Origin of the sequence: Streptomyces panacea (assembly GCF_040560175.1) — a bacterium.
Lineage (GTDB): Bacteria > Actinomycetota > Actinomycetes > Streptomycetales > Streptomycetaceae > Streptomyces > Streptomyces panacea.
Genome location: NZ_JARJHW010000121.1, coordinates 1 through 22,142 on the forward strand (window position 1 = coordinate 1; position 22,142 = coordinate 22,142).

General features: G+C 70.4%; 14 protein-coding genes. 6 read left to right on the forward strand and 8 right to left on the reverse strand.

Features of this window, described 5'->3' with window-relative positions:
- Positions 1 to 139 precede the first annotated feature (139 nt).
- From P3L51_RS24710 to P3L51_RS24725, 4 genes are all read left to right on the forward strand, one after another.
- Positions 140 to 985: an ABC transporter ATP-binding protein gene (locus tag P3L51_RS24710; protein ID WP_354607477.1), complete on the forward strand. Its 846-nt coding sequence runs from the start codon at positions 140 to 142 to the stop codon at positions 983 to 985.
- Positions 986 to 988: 3 nt separating this feature from the next.
- Positions 989 to 2,326 carry an FtsX-like permease family protein gene (locus P3L51_RS24715; RefSeq protein WP_354607478.1) on the forward strand — a complete coding sequence of 446 codons (1,338 nt, stop codon included), beginning with the start codon at positions 989 to 991 and terminating at the stop codon, positions 2,324 to 2,326.
- Positions 2,327 to 2,700: 374 nt separating this feature from the next.
- Positions 2,701 to 5,307, forward strand: coding sequence for a bifunctional FO biosynthesis protein CofGH (locus P3L51_RS24720; protein WP_435594519.1), 2,607 nt, complete (start codon positions 2,701 to 2,703; stop codon positions 5,305 to 5,307).
- Between the two features lie 162 nt (positions 5,308 to 5,469).
- Positions 5,470 to 6,588: an ADP-ribosylglycohydrolase family protein gene (locus P3L51_RS24725; protein ID WP_354607480.1), complete on the forward strand. Its 1,119-nt coding sequence runs from the start codon at positions 5,470 to 5,472 to the stop codon at positions 6,586 to 6,588.
- A 159-nt stretch (positions 6,589 to 6,747) separates the two neighbouring features.
- Here P3L51_RS24725 and P3L51_RS24730 read toward each other — a convergent pair whose 3' ends face one another.
- The 4 genes from P3L51_RS24730 to P3L51_RS24745 form a co-directional block, all read right to left on the reverse strand.
- Entirely contained in the window at positions 6,748 to 8,322 is a 1,575-nt protein-coding gene (locus P3L51_RS24730) for a sodium:solute symporter family protein (protein ID WP_354607481.1), read from the reverse strand.
- A gap of 466 nt (positions 8,323 to 8,788) precedes the next feature.
- Positions 8,789 to 8,998: a DUF397 domain-containing protein gene (locus P3L51_RS24735; RefSeq protein ID WP_354607482.1), complete on the reverse strand. Its 210-nt coding sequence runs from the start codon at positions 8,996 to 8,998 to the stop codon at positions 8,789 to 8,791.
- 185 nt (positions 8,999 to 9,183) lie between these two features.
- Complete coding sequence (locus P3L51_RS24740) at positions 9,184 to 10,041, reverse strand: helix-turn-helix domain-containing protein (RefSeq protein ID WP_354607483.1); 858 nt, start codon at positions 10,039 to 10,041, stop codon at positions 9,184 to 9,186.
- Positions 10,042 to 10,354: 313 nt separating this feature from the next.
- Positions 10,355 to 11,077: a GOLPH3/VPS74 family protein gene (locus P3L51_RS24745; RefSeq protein ID WP_354607484.1), complete on the reverse strand. Its 723-nt coding sequence runs from the start codon at positions 11,075 to 11,077 to the stop codon at positions 10,355 to 10,357.
- 666 nt (positions 11,078 to 11,743) lie between these two features.
- Between P3L51_RS24745 and P3L51_RS24750 the strand changes: the two genes are divergently transcribed.
- Both P3L51_RS24750 and P3L51_RS24755 read left to right on the forward strand, forming a co-directional pair.
- Positions 11,744 to 14,125 (forward strand): hypothetical protein, encoded by a 2,382-nt coding sequence (locus P3L51_RS24750; protein WP_354607485.1) that lies wholly within the window; start codon positions 11,744 to 11,746, stop codon positions 14,123 to 14,125.
- A gap of 179 nt (positions 14,126 to 14,304) precedes the next feature.
- Positions 14,305 to 16,140: a DUF8823 domain-containing protein gene (locus P3L51_RS24755; protein ID WP_354607486.1), complete on the forward strand. Its 1,836-nt coding sequence runs from the start codon at positions 14,305 to 14,307 to the stop codon at positions 16,138 to 16,140.
- A 115-nt stretch (positions 16,141 to 16,255) separates the two neighbouring features.
- On the opposite strand, the gene P3L51_RS24760 is transcribed toward P3L51_RS24755, so the two are convergent.
- Genes P3L51_RS24760 through P3L51_RS24775 form a run of 4 tightly spaced genes read right to left on the reverse strand, consistent with a single transcriptional unit; the run spans position 16,256 to position 21,967 of the window.
- A complete protein-coding gene (locus P3L51_RS24760; protein ID WP_354607487.1) occupies positions 16,256 to 17,341 on the reverse strand; it encodes a C40 family peptidase in 1,086 nt (361 codons plus the stop codon).
- A 52-nt stretch (positions 17,342 to 17,393) separates the two neighbouring features.
- On the reverse strand, positions 17,394 to 17,876 hold the full coding sequence (locus tag P3L51_RS24765) for a poly-gamma-glutamate biosynthesis protein PgsC/CapC (RefSeq protein WP_354607488.1): 483 nt from the start codon (positions 17,874 to 17,876) through the stop codon (positions 17,394 to 17,396).
- Positions 17,873 to 19,594 (reverse strand): poly-gamma-glutamate synthase PgsB, encoded by a 1,722-nt coding sequence (gene pgsB, locus P3L51_RS24770; protein WP_354607489.1) that lies wholly within the window; start codon positions 19,592 to 19,594, stop codon positions 17,873 to 17,875. Before pgsB ends, P3L51_RS24765 begins: the two co-directional genes overlap by 4 nt.
- Positions 19,595 to 19,600: 6 nt before the next feature.
- Positions 19,601 to 21,967 carry a HAMP domain-containing protein gene (locus P3L51_RS24775; protein ID WP_354607490.1) on the reverse strand — a complete coding sequence of 789 codons (2,367 nt, stop codon included), beginning with the start codon at positions 21,965 to 21,967 and terminating at the stop codon, positions 19,601 to 19,603.
- Positions 21,968 to 22,142: the final 175 nt, after the last annotated feature.

A 22,142-nucleotide genomic window follows, 5' to 3' on the forward strand; every position in this document is an offset into this window, starting at 1 on the left:
CCAAGGCCGGGGGATGCCCCCAGGCGGCAGGTGTATTCAGCGACACCTGAGACTCGGGCTGTACGCCCAATGTGGTCGAAGCCCGCCGTCCGTAGCGTCTTACTCGTGGCACAGAGGGTGTCCGACGGAAGGAACGATCATGAAGCTTCGCAGGAACACGAGCCGCCCGACCCGGAGCGACGAAGCTCTTCGTCTGGCCCATGTCAGCAAGGTCTACGGGGCGGCCGAGAACGCCGTCACCGCGCTCGACAGTGTGTCGCTGAGTCTGCCCGCCGGGTCCTTCACCGCCATCATGGGGCCCTCCGGCTCCGGCAAGTCGACGCTCCTCCAGTGCGCGGCCGGCCTCGACCGGCCCGACAGCGGGCGGATCATGGTCGACGGCGAGGAGATGACGGGCGGCAGCGAGGCGGCCCTGACCAAGTTCCGCCGCCGCCGGATCGGCTTCATCTTCCAGAAGTACAACCTGCTGCCGACCCTCACCGTCGCGCAGAACACGGTGCTGCCGCTGAAGCTCGCCGGCCGCCGTATCGACCGGGCCCGCGCCAGGGAGATCCTGACCCAGGTCGGTCTCGGCGACCGCCTCGGCCACCGGCCCGACCAGCTCTCCGGCGGCCAGCAGCAGCGTGTCGCCATCGCCCGCGCCCTGGTCACCGAGCCCGCCGTCGTCTTCGCCGACGAACCGACCGGCGCTCTCGACATCCGCAGCGCGCGGGATGTCCTGCGGCTGCTCCAGGAGACCGTACGGGTCCACGGCCGCACCGTCGTCATGGTCACCCACGACCCGGTCGCCGCCTCCTACGCCGACTCCGTCATCTTCCTCGCCGACGGCCGCCTGGCCGGGCGGATCAACCACCCGACCGTCGACGCCGTCGCCGAACGCCTCGCGCACCTCGGCGACGCGGTGAGCCAGCCGGCCGCCACGTCGGCCCGGCAGAACACCCAGCAGACCGCCCAGTTCGCCAACAACGCGTACGCGGGGGTGTGACCCATGTTCTCTCTCGCCATGAGCTCCATCCGCCGGCGCCCCGGGCGCTTCATCGCCACCCTGCTGTCGACCTTCCTCGGCGCGGTCGTCATCATGACCTTCAGCTCGATGCTCGACACCGCCGCCGCCCCGGGTATCGACAGCGTCAGCAAGGAGCCCATCACCACCGCGGCGAACGTGGTCGGCGGCTACGGCGCGCTTCTCGTCTTCTTCGCCATCGCCTCCACCCTCACCGTCAACGTCCGCCAGCGCGGCGAGGAGATCGCACTGCTCCGCCGGAGCGGGGCGACTCCCGCGCAGATCAAGCGGATGGTGGTCTTCGAGGCCGCCGCGGTGGGAATCATCGGAACGCTGCTGGCGATCGTGCCCGCGATGATCGGCGGTCAGCAGCTGCTCAACGTCTTCAAGGACACCGGCCAGGTCGCCGACGGCGTCGACCATGTCTTCGGTCCGATCGCGCTGAGCCTCGGTGCCACCATCACCGTGCTGGCCTCCGTCGGCGCCGCGTTCCTCGCGGTCCGCCGGGCGACCAAGGAAGCGGCCGGTGGCCGCAAGTCCCGTGGCCGGGCGAAGAACTTCGCCGGCGTCGCCGCCCTCCTCCTGGGCGCCGGCACCGTCAGCACCACCTTCGCGATGGACAAGACGGACGTCGCGCTGATGGCCGCCCCCGGCTACGGTGCCATCCTGCTCGCCGCGGGCTTCGCGATCCTCTCGCCCGCCCTGCTGCGGATCCTGCTCGGTGTCCTGTCCGGGCCGCTGACCCTGCTCACCGGTGCGAGCGGCTATCTGACCATCCACAACATGCGTCAGCGCGCCGCGCAGCTCTCCAGCGTGCTCATGCCGCTGATCCTCTTCATCAGCATCTCCTCGGCCATCCTCTACATGCAGGTCATCGAGAACGACGCGGCCAAGGCCGCCGGGCTCACCCGGTCGAGCGACGACAAGAGCATCCAGACACTCAACTACGTGATCGCCGGCATCATCGTGGTCTTCGCCTGCATCATGCTGGTCAACAGCCTCTACGCGGCGACCACTTACCGCACCAGGGAGTTCGGCCAGCAGCGCCTCACCGGCGCCACGCCGGGCCAGGTCCTGGGCATGATCGGTCTCGAATCCCTCATCCTGACCGTGTTCGGCGTGTTCTTCGCGACGCTGTCGGCCTTCGCCGGGATCGTCTCCTTCAGCGCCGTCCGCACCGACACCGCCATCCCGGACCAGAGCCTCGGGATCTGGCTGGCCGTCGTGGGCATCGGCGCCGCGGCGACGATGGTCACCAGCGTGGGTACGGCCTACCGCGGCCTGCGCACCCCGGCCGTCGAGGCGGTGGCACTGGCCGCCTGACGTGATACGCCACGAAACCGGACACAAGGAACAGCCGCCGAAGGGCAGTCGCGCACAGCGACTGCCCTTCCGGGCTTTTCCGCCGGACCGGTCGCCCTACTCGGAGCCGTACGCGCACGGCGAGGTGACGGAGCCACTGAACCGCCCGCCGTCCTGCCACTCGAAGAGAAGCCCGGTGTCACCGCCGTCGTCGGAGGAGCTCTCGCGCGAGGCCCGGAGCGTCAGCCTCGTCGCCGGTCGAGCCGTCCAGGCCGGGCAAGTCCTTCGCGTCGTTCATATGATCGGCGTTATTCCCGCATTCCCGAATGTGGGTATCCGCTCACCTACTCATCTCGCAGCCGGGATCGTCCGACCCCGCTCGTATGCTCGGACATATGACGACGAGCGCCACGGCCCCCTCCGCCCCCACCGCCAACGCCATGCGCCGCGCCCTCAAACGTGCCAGGGACGGTGTCGCGCTCGACGCCGGAGAGGCCGCGGTCCTGCTCCAGGCGCGCGGCGACGACCTGTTGGACCTCGCCGCCTCCGCCGCGCGGGTGCGCGACGCCGGGCTCGAAGCCGTCGGGCGCCCCGGGGTCATCACGTACTCCCGCAAGGTCTTCATCCCGCTGACCCGCCTCTGCCGCGACAAGTGCCACTACTGCACCTTCGTCACCGTGCCGGGCAAGCTCCGCCGCGCGGGACACGGCATGTATCTGTCGCCCGACGAAGTCCTCGACATCGCCCGCGAGGGCGCCGAAATGGGCTGCAAGGAAGCGCTGTTCACACTCGGCGACCGGCCCGAGGACCGCTGGCCCGAGGCGAAGGAGTGGCTGGCGGCCGAGGGGTACGACGACACCCTCGCGTACGTACGGGCCATGGCCATCCGCGTCCTGGAGGAGACCGGCCTCCTCCCGCACCTCAACCCCGGCGTCCTGAGCTGGACCGACTTCCAGCGGCTCAAGCCCGTCGCGCCCAGCATGGGCATGATGCTGGAGACCACCGCCACCCGCCTCTGGTCCGAGCCCGGCGGCCCGCACCACGGCTCCCCGGACAAGGAGCCCGCCGTACGGCTGCGGGTGCTCGAAGACGCGGGCCGGTCCAACGTCCCGTTCACCACCGGCATCCTGATCGGCATCGGCGAGGACTACGAGGAGCGCGCCGACTCCCTCTTCGAGCTGCGCCGCACCGCCCGCGCCTACCACGGCATCCAGGAAGTCATCGTCCAGAACTTCCGCGCCAAGCCCGACACCGCGATGCGCGCCATGCCCGACGCCGAGTTGGAGGAACTGGCCGCGACCATCGCCGTCGCCCGGCATCTCCTCGGCCCGGCCGCCCGGATCCAGGCCCCGCCGAACCTCGTGGACGAGGAGTACGCGCTCCTCATCGGCGCCGGCATCGACGACTGGGGCGGCGTCTCCCCGCTCACCCCCGACCACGTCAACCCCGAGCGCCCCTGGCCGCACATCGACCAGCTCGCCGAGCGCACCGCCGCCGCCGGGTTCGAGCTGCGCGAACGGCTCACGATCTACCCGGAGTTCATCCAGCGCGGCGAGCCCTGGCTCGACCCCCGGCTGATGCCGCACGTGCGCGCGCTCGCCGACCCGGCGACCGGACTCGCCCGCACCGACGTCACCCCCGCCGGGCTGCCGTGGCAGGAGCCCGACGAGGGGTTCACCGCCACCGGGCGTACCGACCTGCACCGCACCATCGACACCGAGGGCCGCACCGGCGACCGGCGCGAGGACTTCGACCATGTGTACGGCGACTGGGAGGCGTTGCGCGAGGCCGCCGCGCCCGGCATGGTGCCCCAGCGCATCGACACCGACGTCAAGCAGGCGCTGACGCAGGCCGCCGCCGACCCGACGAAGCTCACCGACGACGAGGCGCTCGCGCTCCTGCACGCGGACGGTCCCGCGCTCGACGCGCTGACCCGGATCGCCGACGAGCTGCGCCGCGAGGTGGTCGGCGACGACGTCACGTACATCGTCACGCGCAACATCAACTTCACCAACGTCTGCTACACCGGCTGCCGTTTCTGCGCCTTCGCCCAGCGCCGCACCGACGCCGACGCGTACACGCTCTCGCTCGACCAGGTCGCCGACCGAGCCGCGCAGGCGTGGGAAGTCGGCGCCGTCGAGGTGTGCATGCAGGGCGGCATCCACCCGGACCTGCCCGGCACGGCGTACTTCGACATCGCGCGCGCCGTGAAGGAGCGCGTCCCCGGCATGCACGTGCACGCCTTCTCGCCCATGGAGGTCGTCAACGGCGCGTCCCGCACCGGGATGTCGATCCGCGAATGGCTCACCGCCGCCAAGGAGGCCGGGCTCGACTCGATCCCCGGCACGGCCGCCGAGATCCTCGACGACGAGGTGCGCTGGATCCTCACCAAGGGCAAGCTGCCGACGGCGACCTGGATCGAGGTCGTGGAGACCGCGCACTCGCTGGGCATCCGCTCCAGCTCCACGATGATGTACGGCCACGTGGACCAGCCCCGCCACTGGCTGGGGCACTTCCGCACGCTGGCGGGCATGCAGCGCAAGGCACTTGAGGCGGGGCGCGAGGGCTTCACCGAATTCGTCACGCTGCCCTTCATCCACACCAACGCGCCCGTCTACCTGGCCGGCATCGCCCGCCCCGGCCCGACGGCCCGCGACAACCGCGCCGTCATGGCGATGGCCCGGCTCCTCCTCCACCCGTACATCACCAACATCCAGACCAGCTGGGTGAAGCTCGGCACGGAGGGCGCCGCCGAGATGCTGCGCTCGGGCGCGAACGATGTCGGCGGGACGCTGATGGAGGAGACCATCTCCCGGATGGCGGGCTCCAGTTACGGCTCGTACCGCTCGGTCAAGGACCTGGTCGCCATCGCGGAGGCCGCCGGGCGGCCGGCCAGGCCGCGGACCACGCTGTACGGCGAGGTGCCCGAGGAGCGCGTACGGGCGGCGACGGCGTCCGACGGGCACCTGCCGGAGCTGCTGCCGCTGCTGCCCGCGGAGTAGTCCGGGCACGGTGGGCGTCCCCGATCGCCGGTCCGGCCCACGGCCGCGGTCCGGCGATCGAGGACGAACCGGCCACTGGCTCCGCCCGTGCTCAACCGTCCGTTCCCGTTCGATTACAGTGCTGCGCCAGAGCGCGTTCCACGACTCGGGAGGGAGGGACGCGTGAACAGGCCAGCCACCGCCATATGGGGCCGGGCGGAGCAGCAGGACTTCCGCAGTCGCGTCCGTGGGTGCCTTCTCGGGGGAGCCATCGGCGACGCGCTGGGGGCGGGGGTCGACACGCTCACTCTCGACGAGACCCGGACCGCGCACGGTGCCGAGGGCGTCACCGACTTCGCCCCCGCGTACGGCCGGCGCGGCGCGGTCGCCGCCGCCACCCAGCTGACCCTCTTCACCGTCGACGGCCTCATCCGCGCCCAGGTCCGGCGCGACACCGGCGCCTGGCACCCGCCGACCGACGTGCACCGCGCGTATCTGCGCTGGGCCGCCACCCAGAGCGACTGGGGGCCCGACGAGCGCCGCGAGGACAACGGCTGGCTCGCCCAGGAGGAGTGGCTGTACGCGCGCCGCGACCCCAGCCGGTCCTGTCTGACCGGGCTGGCCGACGAGTCGATGGGCACCCTGGAGAAGCCCAAGAACCCCACCGCGCGTGACGCGGGCGCCGTTGTGCGCTCGGCGCCGTTCGGGCTGCTGGTGGGCTGGGAGCCGCAGTTGGTCTGCCAACTGGCCGTGGAGTGCGCGGCGCAGACGCACGGCCATCCCACCGCGTATCTGTCGGCCGGGGCGTTCGCGGTGATCGTGCACGGCGTCGCGCGCGGCGACAGCGTCGACGCGGCCGTCCAGCGGGCCCTGGCGCTGCTGACCCCGCGCCCCGGCCACCAGCCCGTCAGCGACGCGCTGGGGCGGGCACTCGGAGCCGTACGGCAGGGGATCCCGACCCCGGGGCGGGTCGCGGCGCTCGCGGAGGGCCGGGCGGCGGAGGACTCGCTGGCGGTGGCCGTGTACTGCGCGCTCGTCGGCGAGGACGTACGCCACGGCCTGCGGCTGGCCGTCAACCACGACGGGCCGTCCTCGGCGACGGGGGCGCTCTGCGGGGCCCTGCTCGGCGCGATGCACGGGGAGACGGCGCTGCCGCCCGCGTGGCTGACGGAGCTGGAGGGCCGCGCCACGCTGCTGGAGATCGCGGACGACTTCGCGATGGAGATGACCCAGGGCCCGGCGCTGCACGGGCCGTCGATCACCTCCTCGGGCTGGCTGACGCGGTATCCGCGGGTCGGCTAGATCCTGTCCGGCGGATCTTCGGGGATCAGCCAGGCGTCCCGGGCCCCCGAAGATCCGCCGGACAGGGCCTAGTGCGGTGGCGGCTGGACACACCCGGCACCGGTGCCGGGCCCGGTTGAGCGAGTCCGGGACCGGCACCAGGCCGGGACGCCCCCCCCGTCAGCCGGAGGCGCCCTCGCGGCCGAGCTGCTTCGTGTCGCCCGGCTTCGACGGCACCGGCACCGCGCCGCGCGCGTCCGAGCCGTCGTCGTCGTTGTTGATCTTCTCCAGCACCGCGTCCCGCTCCGGTGTGTCCTCCGGCTTGATGAAACCGATCACGACGTAGAGGACGAGCGAGACGGCGAGCGGGATCGACACCTGGTACTGGAGCGGCACTCCGCCGTCCACGTTCCAGCTGATCGGGTAGTTGACCAGCCAGAAGGTGACCAGACCGACACCCCAGCTGATCAGCGCGGCCGTGGGACCGCTCTTGCGGAACCACGGCAGCAGACCCAGCATCAGCGGGATCGCGATCGGCCCCATGAGTCCGGCGACCCACTTGATGACGACGGTGATGATGTCGCCGAAGAAGGCCGAGTTGACCTGTGTCGCGATGGCCATCGACAGACCGAGGAAGAGCAGCGTCGTCCAGCGCGCGGCGAGCAGCCCGACCCGGGTGTCCCACTCACGGGCCTTGCGGGACACCGCCGGCATGATGTCGCGGGTCACGACCGCCGCGATGGCGTTCGCGTCGGAGGAGCACATGGCCATCGTGTGCGAGAAGAAGCCGACGATGACCAGGCCCAGCAGACCGTGCGGCAGGAGCTGTTCGGCCATCAGCGCGTAGCTGTCGGCCGGCACGTCCGTGTCGATGAGGACCGGCGCGACCCACATCGGGAAGAACAGCACCAGCGGCCAGACCAGCCACAGAACGGCGGACAGGGTCGCGGAGCGCGTCGCGGACTTCGCCGAGTCGGTCGCCATGTAGCGCTGCGCCTGGTTCCACATGCCGCCGTTGTACTCGAAGGTCTTGATGAACAGATACGCGATCAGGAAGACCATCATGTACGGCCCGGCCAACGGCTCGGTGTGGCCCTGGAGTTCGGGCTCGTCCCAGACGTTCCACAGACTGCTGAACCCGCCCAGCTCCGCCAGGACGGCGACGAGCATCGCGATGCCGGCGATGAACTGGATGATGAACTGGCCCAGTTCGGTCAGCGCGTCGGCCCACAGCCCGCCCACGGTGCAGTAGATCGCGGTCACCGCGCCCGTGATCAGGATGCCCATGTTGAGCGAGACACCGGTGAAGACGGACAACAGGGTCGCGATGGCCGCCCACTTGGCGCCGACGTCCACGATCTTCAGCAGCACACCCGACCAGGCGAGCGCCTGCTGGGTGGGCAGGTTGTAGCGGTTCTTGAGGTATTCGAGCGGCGACGAGACATGCAGCCGCGAGCGCACCCGGTTGAGCCGGGGAGCGAAGAGCTTGGCCCCGATCGCGATGCCGATGGCGATGGGGAACGACCAGGTGACGTACGACGTGACGCCGTAGGTGTACGCGATGGCCGCGTACCCGGTGAACATCACCGCGCTGTAGCCGGACATATGGTGCGAGATGCCGGACAGCCACCACGGCATCTTGCCGCCGGCCGTGAAGTAGTCATGGACGTCACCCACGCGCTTGTGGGACCAGACGCCGATCGCGACCATGACACCGAAGTATCCGATGAGCACGGTCCAGTCGAGACTGTTCATGTGCCCCCTCCAGGGGTCCGCCTTGTGAACGTTGATGCTCTTCGTCAGTGCGTCCGGTCAGCGGCGCCCCCGTGCGGGAGCGGGGACTTCGGGGATTGAACCGCTACTCGCGGCAGCGGGTCAAGGGTTCCAGCGGTCATAAATGTGAACACGGATCAGAAAGCCGAACGATTTTACTAGCTCTTGACCTGGCGGGGCGTTGTCGTGAACGTGACGGGAACCACACGATGGGCGGGCGCTTCGTCAGAACGCGGTAGCAGTACGGCAACGCAACAGAAACGACCGCACGGGATGCGGGTCCCGTGCGGCCGAGAGGGAGTTCGTGTGAGCTGATGGCATGGCCGAGCCCCCTCGGCCAGGACGGCGGACAGGTCGAGAGGGCTCATTCCGTGCTGTGGTGCTGCTGTGGTGCGGTGCTGCGGTGGCGCTGTGCGGCTCGGGTGGGGCGGTGGGGTGCCTGAAGGGCTCAGCCGAGGTCGAAGGCGCCCTGGTTCATCTCCTGCACGAAGGTGGTCCACGATCCCGGGACGAAGGTGATCGACGGACCTTCGGGGGCCTTTGAGTCCCGTACGGCAATTGCCTGCACGACGGGAGACTTGACCTCGACGCATGCGCCGTTTCCGCCGGAGTACGAGGACTTGGTCCAGGTGTTCGTGGCGCCCTGAAGAATTGCCATGTTCGGTTCGCTCCGATTTCAGCAAGTGGTGTCAATGCGCCAACTTCTTGCTGGCAAGATCGACGCTACTAGCCGCGATCGACGCGTGGGGCGGCCGTTCACTCGACCGGATGAGATATCCCGGTGGACTCTTACGGTACGAGTCCACCGGGTGTATTCTGCCGCCCTCACCCTCTCGAACTGCCTTAGCGGGCGTATCCCTTGGCGATGTCCGAGATGAACTCACGGGTCTGGTCCGCATTCAGCGCCTGCGCGCGAAGGTGTTCGTACATCACGCTGTACTTCTGTACGTCGTTCGCCTTCTCCAGATAAAGATCACTCGTGACGCCCTCGATGTAGACCACGCTCGAATCCGTGGCGTCCGGGAATTCGAGGATCGCGTAATGCCCGCTGATGCCGGGATGGGCGCCCATCTCGAAGGGCAGCACCTGCACCGTGACATGGGGGAGTTGTGAGAGCTCGACCAGGAACTCCAGCTGCTCACGCATCAGTTGCTTGCCGCCGACCAAGCGGTGCAGAGCCGACTCGTCGATCACGGCCCAGAGCCGCAGCGGCTGTTCGGGCGCGTTGACCCGCTCCTGGCGGCGTACCCGTACGCTGACGCGCTTCTCGACATCCGCGGGCGAGGTCTCCGGGAGCGCGCCGGTGATCAGCGCCTCCGCGTAGGCCCGGGTCTGGAGCAGGCCGGGCACGACCTGCGGCTCGTACACGCGCAGGGAGGCCGCGTCCGTCTCCAGACCGATGTAGACGCTGTACGGGATATCGCCGAAGGCGTGCCACCAGCCCTGCTGGCGCGAGTCCTTGGCCATTTGCATCAGCGACTCGACAATGCGGTTGTCCTCGACCTCGTAGACACCGCAGAGGTCGCGGACATCGCGCTGACTGATGGAACGGCGACCGTTCTCAAGACGGCTGATCTTCGACTGGGAGACCAGCAGGCGCTCCGCCACCTCCTCGGCCGTCATGCCTTTGACCTCGCGGAGCCGGCGCAACTCCTGGCCCAATCGGCGTCGCCTGACGGTGGGATTGACACTGGACGCCACGGGAACGGCACCTCCTGCTGAGTGACTGCGTAGCTCTATGTGCCTACGTCTCAGCAGACTGCCACCGATGGCCCCAACTGCGCTGGAAAACGGCCACAGAGGGGAATGCGCGGGTGGTAAGTGGACACAGCGCGGCGAGGGCCTGTATCCGGGCGCGCGACGCGCGGGGCAGCCGGTTGTACGGCTGGCCCCGCGCGTCTTTCTGCGGCTCCCGAACCGGGTCTCTGGGGACGTCGGCGCGGCGGATTCCGTTACCCGCGTGCGGTCGTGTCCGTGCTCTGTGTCCGTGTTCTGTCCGTGCGGCAGTGCTTTCTCAGTGCGCGGCGGCGCGGGCCATGCCGCCCGCGCGCTGCGGCTGCATCGGTACGGCCGGCGGTCGGCCTCCCGGTGCGGGATTACGGCGCGGCTGAGCGGCCACACCGTTCTGGACGTCCATCACGGCATGCGCCACGAGACCGCCCATGGGGTCGTGTCTGATCAGGTCCCGGAGCCGGGAGCGCGACGAGCGCCCCTCGTTCCCGGGGTAAAGGTGCTTGCCCAGTCCGACCGCGTGGGCCAGTGCGGCGAGCGCCGCGGTCCGCGGGTCCGGCGGTACGCCGGTGCGGATCGCACTGTCCAGCCGTGACCTGATGTCGCGGCTGATCGCTGTCTCCGTCGCCTGGTAGCGAGTCGTCGGCAGCACTCCGCACATCTGGCCCGCGACGGCATGAACCATGCCGCATCGCTCCAGATGCGAGAGGTAAATCTGGCGGAGCCCCAGTCGGGGTCCGCCGATCCAGTGAACCGCGCGAACCGGACTGCCACGTCGGCGCAGCAGTTCCAGCGCGGAGTCCAGAGTCGGATCTCCGGTCGGCCGCGGCATCACCACGGCGATACGATCCCCGTCAGGGGCTATCCGTCCTGCCAGAGCCAGCTCTACTAGCTGGGCTCCGGCCAGGCCGAGGTCGAGCGACTGCGGCTGCGCTGTGGTACCCGTGGCCGGGTCCAGAGCGAGCAACAGGAGCTCCTCCGGAATACTTCTGCGGCTCTTGCCCATCCATGCCTCCCCGCGTGGATGAATGACAGGGTGACCCCTCTCACATTGGTCTGTCGAGAGTGCCTGGCCGCTTTGTACGGGAACCGTTATGTATGTCGTTCTCGTCTGGCACTTGGGCTGTGGTTTCACACAGGACACTGATAATCGGTTCGGAGAGTGCGGCGGCGGAGCGCGCGAGCGCCGCCAGGGCCGCACATCGCATGAGGAGGCACGGTGGCGGGCGAGTCCCCCGACAAGTCGGAGCAGCGGAAGTCGTCGGGGGAGGCGGCGTCGACATCGCCTCGGGACGGTCAGGAACAGGACCCGCGGCTCGCGGTCTTCCGCGGGTCGGCCGCCACTGCCGGGGAGGCGGATCGCGGCGGTGCCCACACCGAGGACACGACGGACACGCCGGAGGCCGCTGCCGACCGGCCGGCGGCCGTTTCCGCGGTGCGGGGGGAGCGGGAGGGCTCCGGGGCTCCTGGGGCCGCTGAGGCGCCTGTGACGGCTTCTGAGGGGTCTTCGACGGGGTCGCCTGCGGGCGAGCGGGAAGCGGAACCGGACGGGGACGCGGAAGCGAAGGCGGTGCGTCCGACGGGCACGGTTGCCGGATCGGCTGATCCGAAGGCCGGGCGCGAACCGGAGCCCGAACTGGAATCCACGACTGAACCGGAGTCCGGGCGGGGTGTGCCGGCGAAGCCGGGCGCCACGCCCAAGTCCGGGTCCACCTCCGCCGGTCCGGACGCCGGCGAGTCCGGCGTCGATCGGAAGACCGCGGTCTTCAACGCGTCGCGGTCCGAGTCGACGTCCGAGGGGAAGCCCGCCGCGCCCGCGTTCGCACCGGCGAAGCCGGACGCCTCGCCGGAGGCGGAGGCCACGCCCATGTCGCGGCCTGACCCCGACGAGCCCGGCGCCGACCAGGGGACCGCGGCCGTCAAGGGGGCGAAGTCCGCATCGGCCGCCGCGGCTGTCGCGCCCGAGGCGCGGTCCGATTCCCGTACGGCGTCCGACGCCGCACCGCAGCCGAAGGCGGATGCCGCGCCCAAGTCCCGTTCCACGTCCGCCGGTCCGGACAGCGCGCCCGCGCCCCGTTCCACCTCGTCCCAACCGGAAGCCGCTCCGGACGTCTCGCCGAAGGCGGGATCCGGCGGTGCCGAGGCTCGGAAGGCGGACGCCGCGCCCACCTCCCGTTCCACCTCGTCCCAACCGGAAGCCGCTCCGGACGTCTCGCCGAAGGCGGGATCCGGCGGCGCCGACGCTCCGAGGGTGGGCGCCGCGCCCACCTCCGCGCCTGCCGAATCGGGAGCCGGTTCGGACGTCGGCGAGCCCGGTGTCGACCGGAAGACCGCGGTCTTCAAGGCGTTGCGGTCCGACTCGGCGTCGGACCGGAAGCCCGCCGAGCCTCCGTTCGCCTCGCCGAAGGCGGGACCCGGTGGCGCCGACGCTCCGAGGGCGGACAGCGCGGCCCCGGCCCGGCCCGCCCCGGCGAAGCGGGACGCCGAGCCCGGGCCCGACGAAGACGGTGTCGACAGCAAGACCGCCGTCTTCAAGGCGCTCAAGCGGCCCGGTGTCGATCAGCCCACGGCCATGCTCAAGCTTCCGCCGCAGCCGCCCGCGCAGGCCGCGTCCCCGCCCGCGTCTGCCCCCGAGCTTCCCGCCGAGCGAACCAGCAAATTCGTACCCCTGCGGGCGGACGAGGCGCGGGTTCCCGCGAGGCCGGCTGCGGGGCCCGCCCCCGGCACGGGTGTCGTGGAGGCCGAGCGGACGCGGCAGCAGCCCATGCCGCCGCTGCCGCCTCTCGATCTGCTCGCCGAGCTGACCAACAAGCCGGCGCCGCCCGAGACGCCGACCCGTACCGTCGTCAGGCGGGTCAAGATCTGGACGCCGCTGCTCGTACTCGCGCTGATCATCTTCGCGGTCGCACAGGCTGTACGTCCGCTCCCGACGCCCTCGTTGAACCTCACGGCGAAGTCGACGTACACCTTCGAGGGCGACAAGCCCGCGCTGCCGTGGCCCGGTGAGGGCCAGGGCTTCATGGCGGCGACCGGGCTCGGCACGGTCGACTCGTTCGGTGAGCAGAAGGCCGTGCCGATCGGCAGTGTGGCCAAGGCGATGACGGCGTACGTCGTCCTGAAGGACAAGCCCCTGAAGAAGGGCGCCAAGGGCCCGTCCATCACGGTCGACGCCAAGGCCGAGGAGGACGGCGGGCTCGACGCCCAGGGCGAGTCGACGCTCAACACCGTGAAGGAGGGCGACAAGCTCACCCAGCACGACGCGCTGGCCGCCCTCATGATCCCGTCGGCGAACAACATCGCGCGGCTGCTGGCCCGTTGGGACGCGAACGGCTCGGAGGAGGAGTTCGTCAAGAAGATGAACGACACCGCCGACGAGCTGGGCATGAAGAACACCGAGTACACCGACCCGTCCGGCCTCGACGCGACGACGGTGAGTTCCGCCGAGGACCAGGTGAAGCTGGGTCAGAAGCTGGTGGAGATCGAGGCGCTGATGGACATCACCAAGCTCCCCGAGTGGACGGACCCGTCGGGCAAGACCTGGCGGAACTACAACACCCTCGTCCCGTACGACGGCGCCCTCGGCATCAAGACCGGCTCGACCACCAAGGCGGGCGGCAATCTCCTCTTCGCCGCGCACAAGATGGTCGGCGACACCGACCAGTTGATCGTCGGCGCGGTTCTCGGCCAGCACAAGTCGCCGATCATCGACACCGTCAACGCGGTGAGCAAGGACGTCATGCGCGCGACGCAGGACGAACTGGAGGGCGCGACGATAGTGAAGAAGGGCGAGGTCGTCGGTGAGGTCGACAACGGCATGGGGACGACCGTGCCGGTCGTCGCCGTCGAGGACGTCAAGGCCGTCGGCTGGTCGGGTCTCACCGTCAAGCTCGAACTGACCGGCGGCGCCAAGGCCGTACCGGAGACCGCGGCCGCCGGAACTCACGTCGGCACGCTCACCGTGGGCGAGGGCAAGAGCCAGGTTCAGGTGGCCGTCGCGCTCCAGGGCGACCTGGCCGAGCCCTCGTTCGGCGACAAGCTGACGCGGGTCGGCTGACATGGGCACGGGAGGGCGCCGGAAATGGCGCTCTCCCCGCCCCTGGCCGCGTGCTAGCGTCCGATGAAGGGCAGCCAGGCAACTCGGGACGCGGGGACGGCGTCCTTACTTCCTCCAGGGCCGGACGGACCGCAGGGGGGCCGGCACACCGGGCTGACGGTGAGACGGGGAGAGTCGCAGTGACCACCGCTGAGCCGACGCGCGCCGACGGCAGCACCAGCAGCAACACCAGCACAACCGGGTCCACGGGGCCGCCGGGGAAGCCCGCGGGGGCCGACCAGGCCCCCGACGAGCCCGCCAAGGATCTGCGCAGCCGCGTGCTGCGGCACCCCGTCCTGCTCACCGGCACGGTCGCCGGGGTCGTGCACATCCTCTGGTTCCTCTTCTTCGCGAACAGCGGCGGCGACATCGCCGCACAGGACGCGTGGGCCGAGTTCGTCGGCCGCCACCCGGACTCCGCGTACAACCTCGCCTGGTACGGCGGGATGCACCCCGTCTCGTACAGCGTCGTCTCGCCCTACCTCATGTCGCTGCTCGGCGTCCGTACGACGATGATGATCGTCGGGACCGTCTCGGCCGCCCTGACCTCGCTGATCCTCTACCGCGTCAAGGCTGTCCGGAATCCCCTGGCGTGCTCGTTCGCCGGGGTCTTCGCCTTCCTCTGCAACGCGCTCTCCGGCCGTGTGACGTTCGGTCTCGGCACGATGTTCGCGCTCGGCGCCGTCGCCGCCGTCTTCTGCTGGCCGCACCGCTGGCGCTACAAGCGCTGGGCCAAGGCCGTCGTCGCCGCGCCCCTCGCCGGGCTCGCGACGGCCGCCAGCCCCGTGGCGGGGCTGTTCCTCGGTGTCGTCGCCGCCGCGCTCTTCCTCAACAAGCGTCGCCCCGGCGCGTACGCGGTCGGGCTCGCCCCGGTCGCCGTCGTCGCGCTCTCCGCCTGGCTGTTCCCGTTCTCCGGCACACAGCCCATGTCGCTCGGGACGGCGTCGCTGCCCTTCCTCTTCTCCGTTGTCACCTTCTTCCTCGTGCCGCGCGACTGGCACACGGTCCGTACCGCCGCCGCCGTCTACGGCATCGGGACCATTCTGACCTGGGCGATCGACTCGCAGATCGGCTCCAACGTGTCGCGGCTCGCCATGATCGTCGGCGGTGTGGTGCTGCTCGCCGCGCTGCCGTACGCGGCACCGCGCTCCCGCAAGTGGTACGCGCTGGTGCTGGCCTTCGCCTCGTTCAACTTCTGGATCGGCTACAAGGGCGTCGACGACATCATCCGCACCGCGCCCACCGCGTCCTGGACCCGTGAACTGGCGCCGCTGGTCAACGAGTTGCAGGAGGTCGGCGCCGAGCGCGGGCGGGTGGAGGTCGTCCCGGCCAGCAGCCACCGCGAGGCGTCGGCGCTCGCGCCGTACGTCAATCTGGCCCGTGGCTGGAACCGGCAGGCCGACATGGAGCGCAACCCGCTCTTCTACGACGACAGCCTCACCGACGACAGTTACCGCGCCTGGCTCGACCGCTGGGCCGTCCGCTACGTGGTGCTGCCCAAGGGACGGCCGGACAACGGCGCGGGCCTGGAGGCGGAGCTCGTACAGCGCGGCCTGCCCTATCTGAACCACCTGTGGGGCGACGCCAACTGGCAGCTCTACGAGGTCCAGGACCCGATGCCGCTGGCCGATCCGCCGGCGGTCGTGCGGCGGGCGTCGGCCGACGAGCTGACCATAGAGGTGAAGACCGCCGGGAGGGTGCTGATCCGCATCCCGTACTCGCGCTGGCTCGCCGTCGTGGACGAGAAGGGCGAGAGCCTGGACCGCCCGGAGCAGACTGCCGCGTCCAAGGCGGACGAGGACGGTCCCAAGAAGTTCACCAACCCCAACGGCTGTGTGTTCCGGGCCGAGAAGAACGCGGAGGGCGACGAGTGGACGGAGCTGCTGGCCCCGCGCCCGGGGACGTACCGCATCGCGGCTCCGTACCAACTCCGCCCGGGCACACCCTGCCCCGAGGAACTGCGCGACAACGGCTGACGGGGACCGAGGACCGGGGACCGGGGACCGACGAGGGCGCTGTCCGCACTCGCGGGACGGGCCGCATACGCGGCCCGTCCGGCAAGCTCGTCCGACCAGCCCCCCGGCCGGTGGCTCAGAGGCGCTTCGCGCTGCGCATCGTCTTCGCGTAGTAGCCGTTGCCGTCCAGGCGTGACGTACCGCCCTTGTCGCCGATCGTCGGGCCGTTGACCTCCTCGCGGCTGGACACGAAGATCTGGTGGCCGTCGGTGTCGACGCCCAGGTACATCCCGACGTGGTCCAGCCGTTCCTTGGTCCGCGCGTCGAGCTTGAAGAAGACCAGGTCGCCCGGCTGGAGGACGCTGATCGACTTCGGTCGCTCGTACGGCGGTGCGCCCCCGGACAGCTTGATGACGTCCGTGCCGGTCTTCGAACGGGCCATGCCGTTGGCGGTACGCGGCAGTCCGTCACCGCTCTTGTCGTCCGCCATCAGCGGGAACCGGCCCCGGTAGCCGAAGACCGTCCTGATGAAGCCCGAGCAGTCGATGGAGCGGTAGCGCTTCTGCTCCGGCTGGATGGTCGTGCCGTCACGGAAGGTGTACGGGATGCCCAGGTAGTCGTAGAAGTCCGACTGTTCGAGCCGGTAGTCCGCTCCCTCGCTGCCCTCGGGGTTGATCGGGCCGAAGTCCGCGTCGCCCGAGTACGGGGTGCCCTCGTCGTCCTCCTTGACCGGGGCGCCCTCGACGTACTGGAAGGCGTACGCGAACAGGTCGTCCTCCTCGCTGCCGTAGAACTCCTCGAACCAGTCCTTGAACCACTTCTCCTTCTCGGCGTCCTTCTTCCACGGCTCGGGCATCAGCCGCACCCAGTTCTCCGTCACCACACGGGACTTGGTGCTCGTCGGCTCGGAGAAGGTACGGCTCGGCCCGGTCATCGTCGCGGTGCGCGCGCCGTCGGTGAAGGTGGCGAGCACGGCCCCGCTCCCGGAGCGCAGCACGGAGCGCTCGGGGTTCTTCAGACGCTCCCACTTCTGCTCGCCGGACCGCGCGTCCCCGGCCGACGTCAGATCCGGGGTGTCCGTGATCGCCTGGACGGCGGGCGCCTTCGCCTGCTCGTCCTTGCGGAGTTCGACGGTGAGGTACGCGCTGCCCGCGAGCAGCGCGATGACGGTGGTCGCGTGCAGGACGCGGCGGCCACCGCGCTTCTTGGCCTTGGCACTCATGAGAGGTCAGCTCCGGAGGCTTCAGAGGACACGTGGTCGGTCGGACGGCCGGTCACGTGGTGGGCAGGGCGCCGAGCAGGATGCCGGCGGTGAGGACGACGTACGCCATGAGCGTGACCGTGCCGGTGGCGAGGATCGTCGCCCCCTTGGGCTGGCGGACGAGCTGGTAGGCGATGAGGCCCGGCACGATGAAGCCGAGCGTCTGGTTCGCGTACAGCAGGGGGAACTCCAGCGACAGCACGAACATCACCGTGGCCTGGAGAAGCACGCCGATGAGGACGACGGCGGAGAACAGCCGCTTTCCGTAGAGGATCACGAAGCGCTGGACGAGGAGCGTGCTCACGTACGTCAGCACGGTCACGCCGACGACCATGGCGGCGCGCTGGAGGTCCTCGACGAGGGTCAGCGCCAGCCAGCCGGGGGTGATCATGCCGCCGGGGGAGAGGTTGGTCGTCAGATAGCAGATCAGGGAGAACATCAGGCCCAGGCCGATGCCTATCGCGGCGATCTCGGGCGTGAGGACTGCGGGGATCAACGGGGTTCTCCAGGATTCTGCGGAGTGTGCGGGCTCTGCGGAGTGCGGGGGGTCTGCGGGGACTGTCGCTCGTTGCCGTGCTCGTGCTCCGGTTCGCGCTCGTCCGCGGCGGTGCCCGGCATCCGTACGGGCTCGAAAGGCCCGCGGGACTGGGCGGCCGGCCGCTGGTAGCGCTCCTCGTACGCCTGCGGGTAGGGCTGGAACGGGTCGATGTGGGGTGAGTAGCGCTGGAGCTTCATCGTCTCGTCGTGGCGCGGGTGCGCGGCGGTGTGCGGCGCCGAGGGCGCGGCGGGTGCCGGGGGCGCCGGGGGGCCGGTGAGCGCGGGCGGTTGGGTGGTCAGCCGGGCGACCAGTTCGGTCGCCGGCTCGATCGCGCGCCTGGGCGTCCGCGGCGGTACGACGACCACCGGGAGCGCCGCGGTCGCGGCCGGGTCCGCCGCTTCCGGAGCCGTCGCGGCCGGGGCTGCGGCAGCGGGTGCGGGTGCGGCAGCGGGTGCGGCCGGGGCTGACGCGGGGTCCGGCTCCGGGTCCGGCGTCTCGTCCGCCGGCAGCTCCGCCAGGTGTTCCAGCAGCAGCTCGCCCTGACCGTGGATGTTGCCGATCGCGACCAGAGACGAGTCCGGCCCGAGCTGCGCCAGCAGCTCCCGCATGAACTCCTCGGGATCGCGCTTGTCACCGCCCAGGTCCACCGCGCGCGAACGCCACTCCGCCGGAATCGCGTCGATAGCGCTCTTCGCCGGGTGCCCGATGACGAACACCTGGTCCGGCTGGAGGTCGGGGACGATCTCGCCCATCTGCCCGTTGCGCTCGACGCGGTCGGGACGGCAGTTGATGACGACGTTCAGCGGGCGGGAGATCGCGCCCAGGTCGAGCAGCTGGTTGATGTTCATCAGCGTCGACTCGGGGTCGTTCGCGGCGAAGACGTTCGCGAACCGCAGCCGCTTGCCGTCCGGCGTCAGATACCGCTCGACCGACAGGACACCCGGGTCCGGCGGCGCGTCGTACATGCCCTGGAGCGCCGTCTCGCGTTCCACGCCCATCAGTTCGGCGACCTTCAGCGCGATCGACACGTTCTCCTTGAACGTGAACCAGCTGAAGCCGCGCAGCTCCTCGTCGCTGACCGTCTCCGGGTCCGCGTAGATCAGCCGGCAGTTCCGCGCGTCCGCTTCCTCCTGGAGGATGGCGAAACGCTCCTTCTCCGCCGTGACACAGATGCCGTCCTCCGGCATCGAGCGCGACAGCGAGCGTGCGACGTCGTCCAGCGTCGGGCCCATCTCGGCGAGATGGTCCTCACGGACGTTGCACAGCACGCCGATGGTGGAGCGGATCAGCTTCGACTGGTTGATCTCCTGGAGGGCCGGCATGACGGCCATGCACTCGATGACCAGCGCGTCGGGGTTGTACGACGCGGCGCGCCGTACGATCCCGATCTGCTCCACCACGTTGGCGATGCCGAACTTCCGGTAGACCGGCTCCTCGGTCGCGTCCGGGTGGATGAAGCGGGCGGCCGTGCCGGTGGTCTTGGCGACGGTGACCAGGTCCCCGCCGCGCAGTGCGCCCGCGCAGAGGCGGGTGATGGAGGACTTGCCGCGGATGCCGTTGACCAGCACGCGGGCGGGGATGCGGTTGAGGTTGGTGAAGTGGCGGCGCTGCTCGACGACGCCGGCGACCAGCAGGAAGGCGCAGCACACCATCAGGACGGTGTAGAGGAAGAGCACGGTCGGTCAGTTCCTTCCGGCGGGTGCGCGCACGGGCGCGGCGGCGGGGGCCGTCGCCCCCGCGCCGTCCCGCTTGCGTTGTTCGAGCACCTGCTGGCGCAGCAGTTCCAGGGAGCGGGCGATGGCGCCGACCTCGTCGTGGTGGCGCGGGTAGAGCACGGTGCGGCGGTCGCCGTCCGCGAGCGCTTCGGCCTGCTTCGCGACTTCGCGCAGCGGCCGTACGACGACGATGTGCAGCCAGCCCAGACACGCGGCGGCCGCGGTGATGCCGAGGAGGCCGGCCAGGACGGTGCGGTTCTGGAGGTTGTACTCCGGGATCGCGAGTCCGGCGGCGGGCTGCCAGCTCACCACCATCCAGTTCAGCGACTTGGCCGCGCCGCCGCCGACGAACGGGGCCGCGCCCGCGACCTGCACGCCGCTGCCGTCGCGGTAGACGACACCGCCCGCGCGGGCGCTGACGCCGGTCTTCTGGCCGGTGCCTGCGGCCAGTTCCTCCAGCCGCGCGGAGGGCAGGTCCTCGAAGGCCAGATAGCCCGAATTGCCGCCGAGGACACGCCTTTCGGCGTCGATGACACGGATCTCGCCGAGACCCGGGCGCTTGAGGAGGGAGTTGATGAAGTCGATGCGGAACTCGCCGACGACCGTGCTTCCGTCGCGCCCCGGGAGTTCGGCGTAGCTCGCGATGACGGGCTCCGTACCGGAGTCGTTCAGGACGGTGATGTCGTCGGTGAACGGCCGTCCGTCCTTGCTGTCGCCCTTGGTGTCCTCGGGCAGCCGGGGGGACTCGCCGGACCGCGCCAGGATCTCGCCGTCGGCGGCGCGTACGTACAGGGAGCGGTAGCGCGTGTGGTCGGTGCGGGTGCGGTCCAGGACCTTCGTCATGTCCGCGGGCGAGGTGCGCGCCCCGAGCAGACCGGCGACGGACACCAGGTCGGCGTGGCCCTCGTTGAGCGAGCGGCGCACCCGGTCGGAGAGGGTGTCGGTGCGCTCGCGTTGGTCGTTGGTTATCTGCTCCGGTACGACGGCGGTGGCGTCGGCCCGGTTGAGCAGGAGCAGCATCGGGGCGGCCCAGACGAGCAGCAGGATGCCGCTGACGGCGAGCAGGGCGCGGGCCCCGATCCGGCCCCGGCGGACGGGCCGTGCGGCACTCGCTCCGCCGGACGTGCCCGCCCCGGCCTCGTCCGCGCCGGAACGCTCCCCGAGGAGCTGGCGGCGCAGCCGTTCCAGCGCCTCCCCGATCCGGGCGGCCTCGCCGTGGCGGGGTACGCGGACCGGGCGGGTCAGATCGTCGCGGGTGAGCCGCCGGCTCTCCAGGAAGAGGCGCAGCAGCGGCCGTTGGACCGTACCGAGCAGGACGCCGACGGCGAGCGCGCCGATCAGCAGCAGCGCGCCGGCGGCGAGCAGCCCGAACAGCGGGTCGGTGACCCGCGTCGGGTCCTCGGCGACGTCCACCATGGCGACGACGGTCAGCCCGAGGGAGGTGGCGGCGGTGCCCTTGCCCGCCTCGGGGCCGGAGAGGCCCGCGTAACCGGCGATGGAGCGGTCGCCCTGGAAGGTGTCGCCGCGCAGGCTGCCGCTGACTCCCAGGTAGCCGCCCTCGCCGGGATCGTTGGCCTTGAGGGGGTGCTCCTCGGCCCGCTTGGCGGCGACCTTCGCGAACGCCTTGAGCTGCTTCTTCGAGCGCTCAATGCCGGTGCGCTGGTACTCGGTGACGACCTGTTCGCTCTCCGGGATGCCGTCGCTGCTGAGGATGCGGCCGGTGCTGTCGATGACGGCGATGGAGCGGAACTTGCCGAGGCTGATGCCGGGGAAGCGCAGGCTGCTGGAGGCGATGAGCAGTTGCTGGGGCTGTCCTTTCCAGGACAGCAGCTGGAGGGAGAGCAGCCGGGTCTCGCCGTTGGCGAGGCGCACCATACGAGGGCTGAGCCCGTCCTTCTCGGAGAGCTTGGCGGTGTCGATCGCGGCGACGGGCACGTTCTCGCCGCGCGCCGCGAGCATCTTGCCCGAGGAGATCTCGACGACGGCGGTGCCGACCCACTTCTGGTAGACGCTGCCTATCTTGTCGACGACGGCGTCCGGCTGGGCCGGGTCTCCCGCGTTGAACAGTCCGGCGGTCCTGGCGAGGTCGGCGGCGCTCTCGTCGATGGAGGCGCGCATCGCGACGGCGCCGTCCTCGGCGAAGTGCTGCTGCGAGGTCATGACGGCCTTGGGGACGGATTCCTCGCCGGCCCGGCCGAAGCCCAGGGCCGTGATCCCCGCGAGGGAGAGCAGGAGCGCGGACAGGATCGCGATGGGCGGGCGGATGCCGCCCAGGAGGGACATGTCGGCCCGCCTGCGGACCTTGTGCCGTCGCTTCGCGGACGAAGCGGCCATGAGCGTTCCCCTTCGGGTGTTCGTGATCGGCGGGTTCTGTGCGTGCGTGCGGGCGCGCGGAGAACAGCCCCAGCCGGAAGAGTCCGACTCACAGGCCTTGGGGATGGTTGCACGAAGAGTGACCAGTGTGATCTACGCGACGTTTGGAGCGGATGATTCCGTCAACGCGCGCGTA

Coding starts and splice junctions, on each gene's coding strand:
- P3L51_RS24710 (WP_354607477.1), top strand. CDS start 140: ATGAAGCTTCGCAGGAACACGAGCCGCCCGACCCGGAGCGACGAAGCT.
- P3L51_RS24715 (WP_354607478.1), top strand. CDS start 989: ATGTTCTCTCTCGCCATGAGCTCCATCCGCCGGCGCCCCGGGCGCTTC.
- P3L51_RS24720 (WP_435594519.1), top strand. CDS start 2,701: ATGACGACGAGCGCCACGGCCCCCTCCGCCCCCACCGCCAACGCCATG.
- P3L51_RS24730 (WP_354607481.1), bottom strand. CDS start 8,322: ATGAACAGTCTCGACTGGACCGTGCTCATCGGATACTTCGGTGTCATG.
- P3L51_RS24735 (WP_354607482.1), bottom strand. CDS start 8,998: ATGGCAATTCTTCAGGGCGCCACGAACACCTGGACCAAGTCCTCGTAC.
- P3L51_RS24745 (WP_354607484.1), bottom strand. CDS start 11,077: ATGGGCAAGAGCCGCAGAAGTATTCCGGAGGAGCTCCTGTTGCTCGCT.
- P3L51_RS24760 (WP_354607487.1), bottom strand. CDS start 17,341: ATGAGTGCCAAGGCCAAGAAGCGCGGTGGCCGCCGCGTCCTGCACGCG.
- P3L51_RS24775 (WP_354607490.1), bottom strand. CDS start 21,967: ATGGCCGCTTCGTCCGCGAAGCGACGGCACAAGGTCCGCAGGCGGGCC.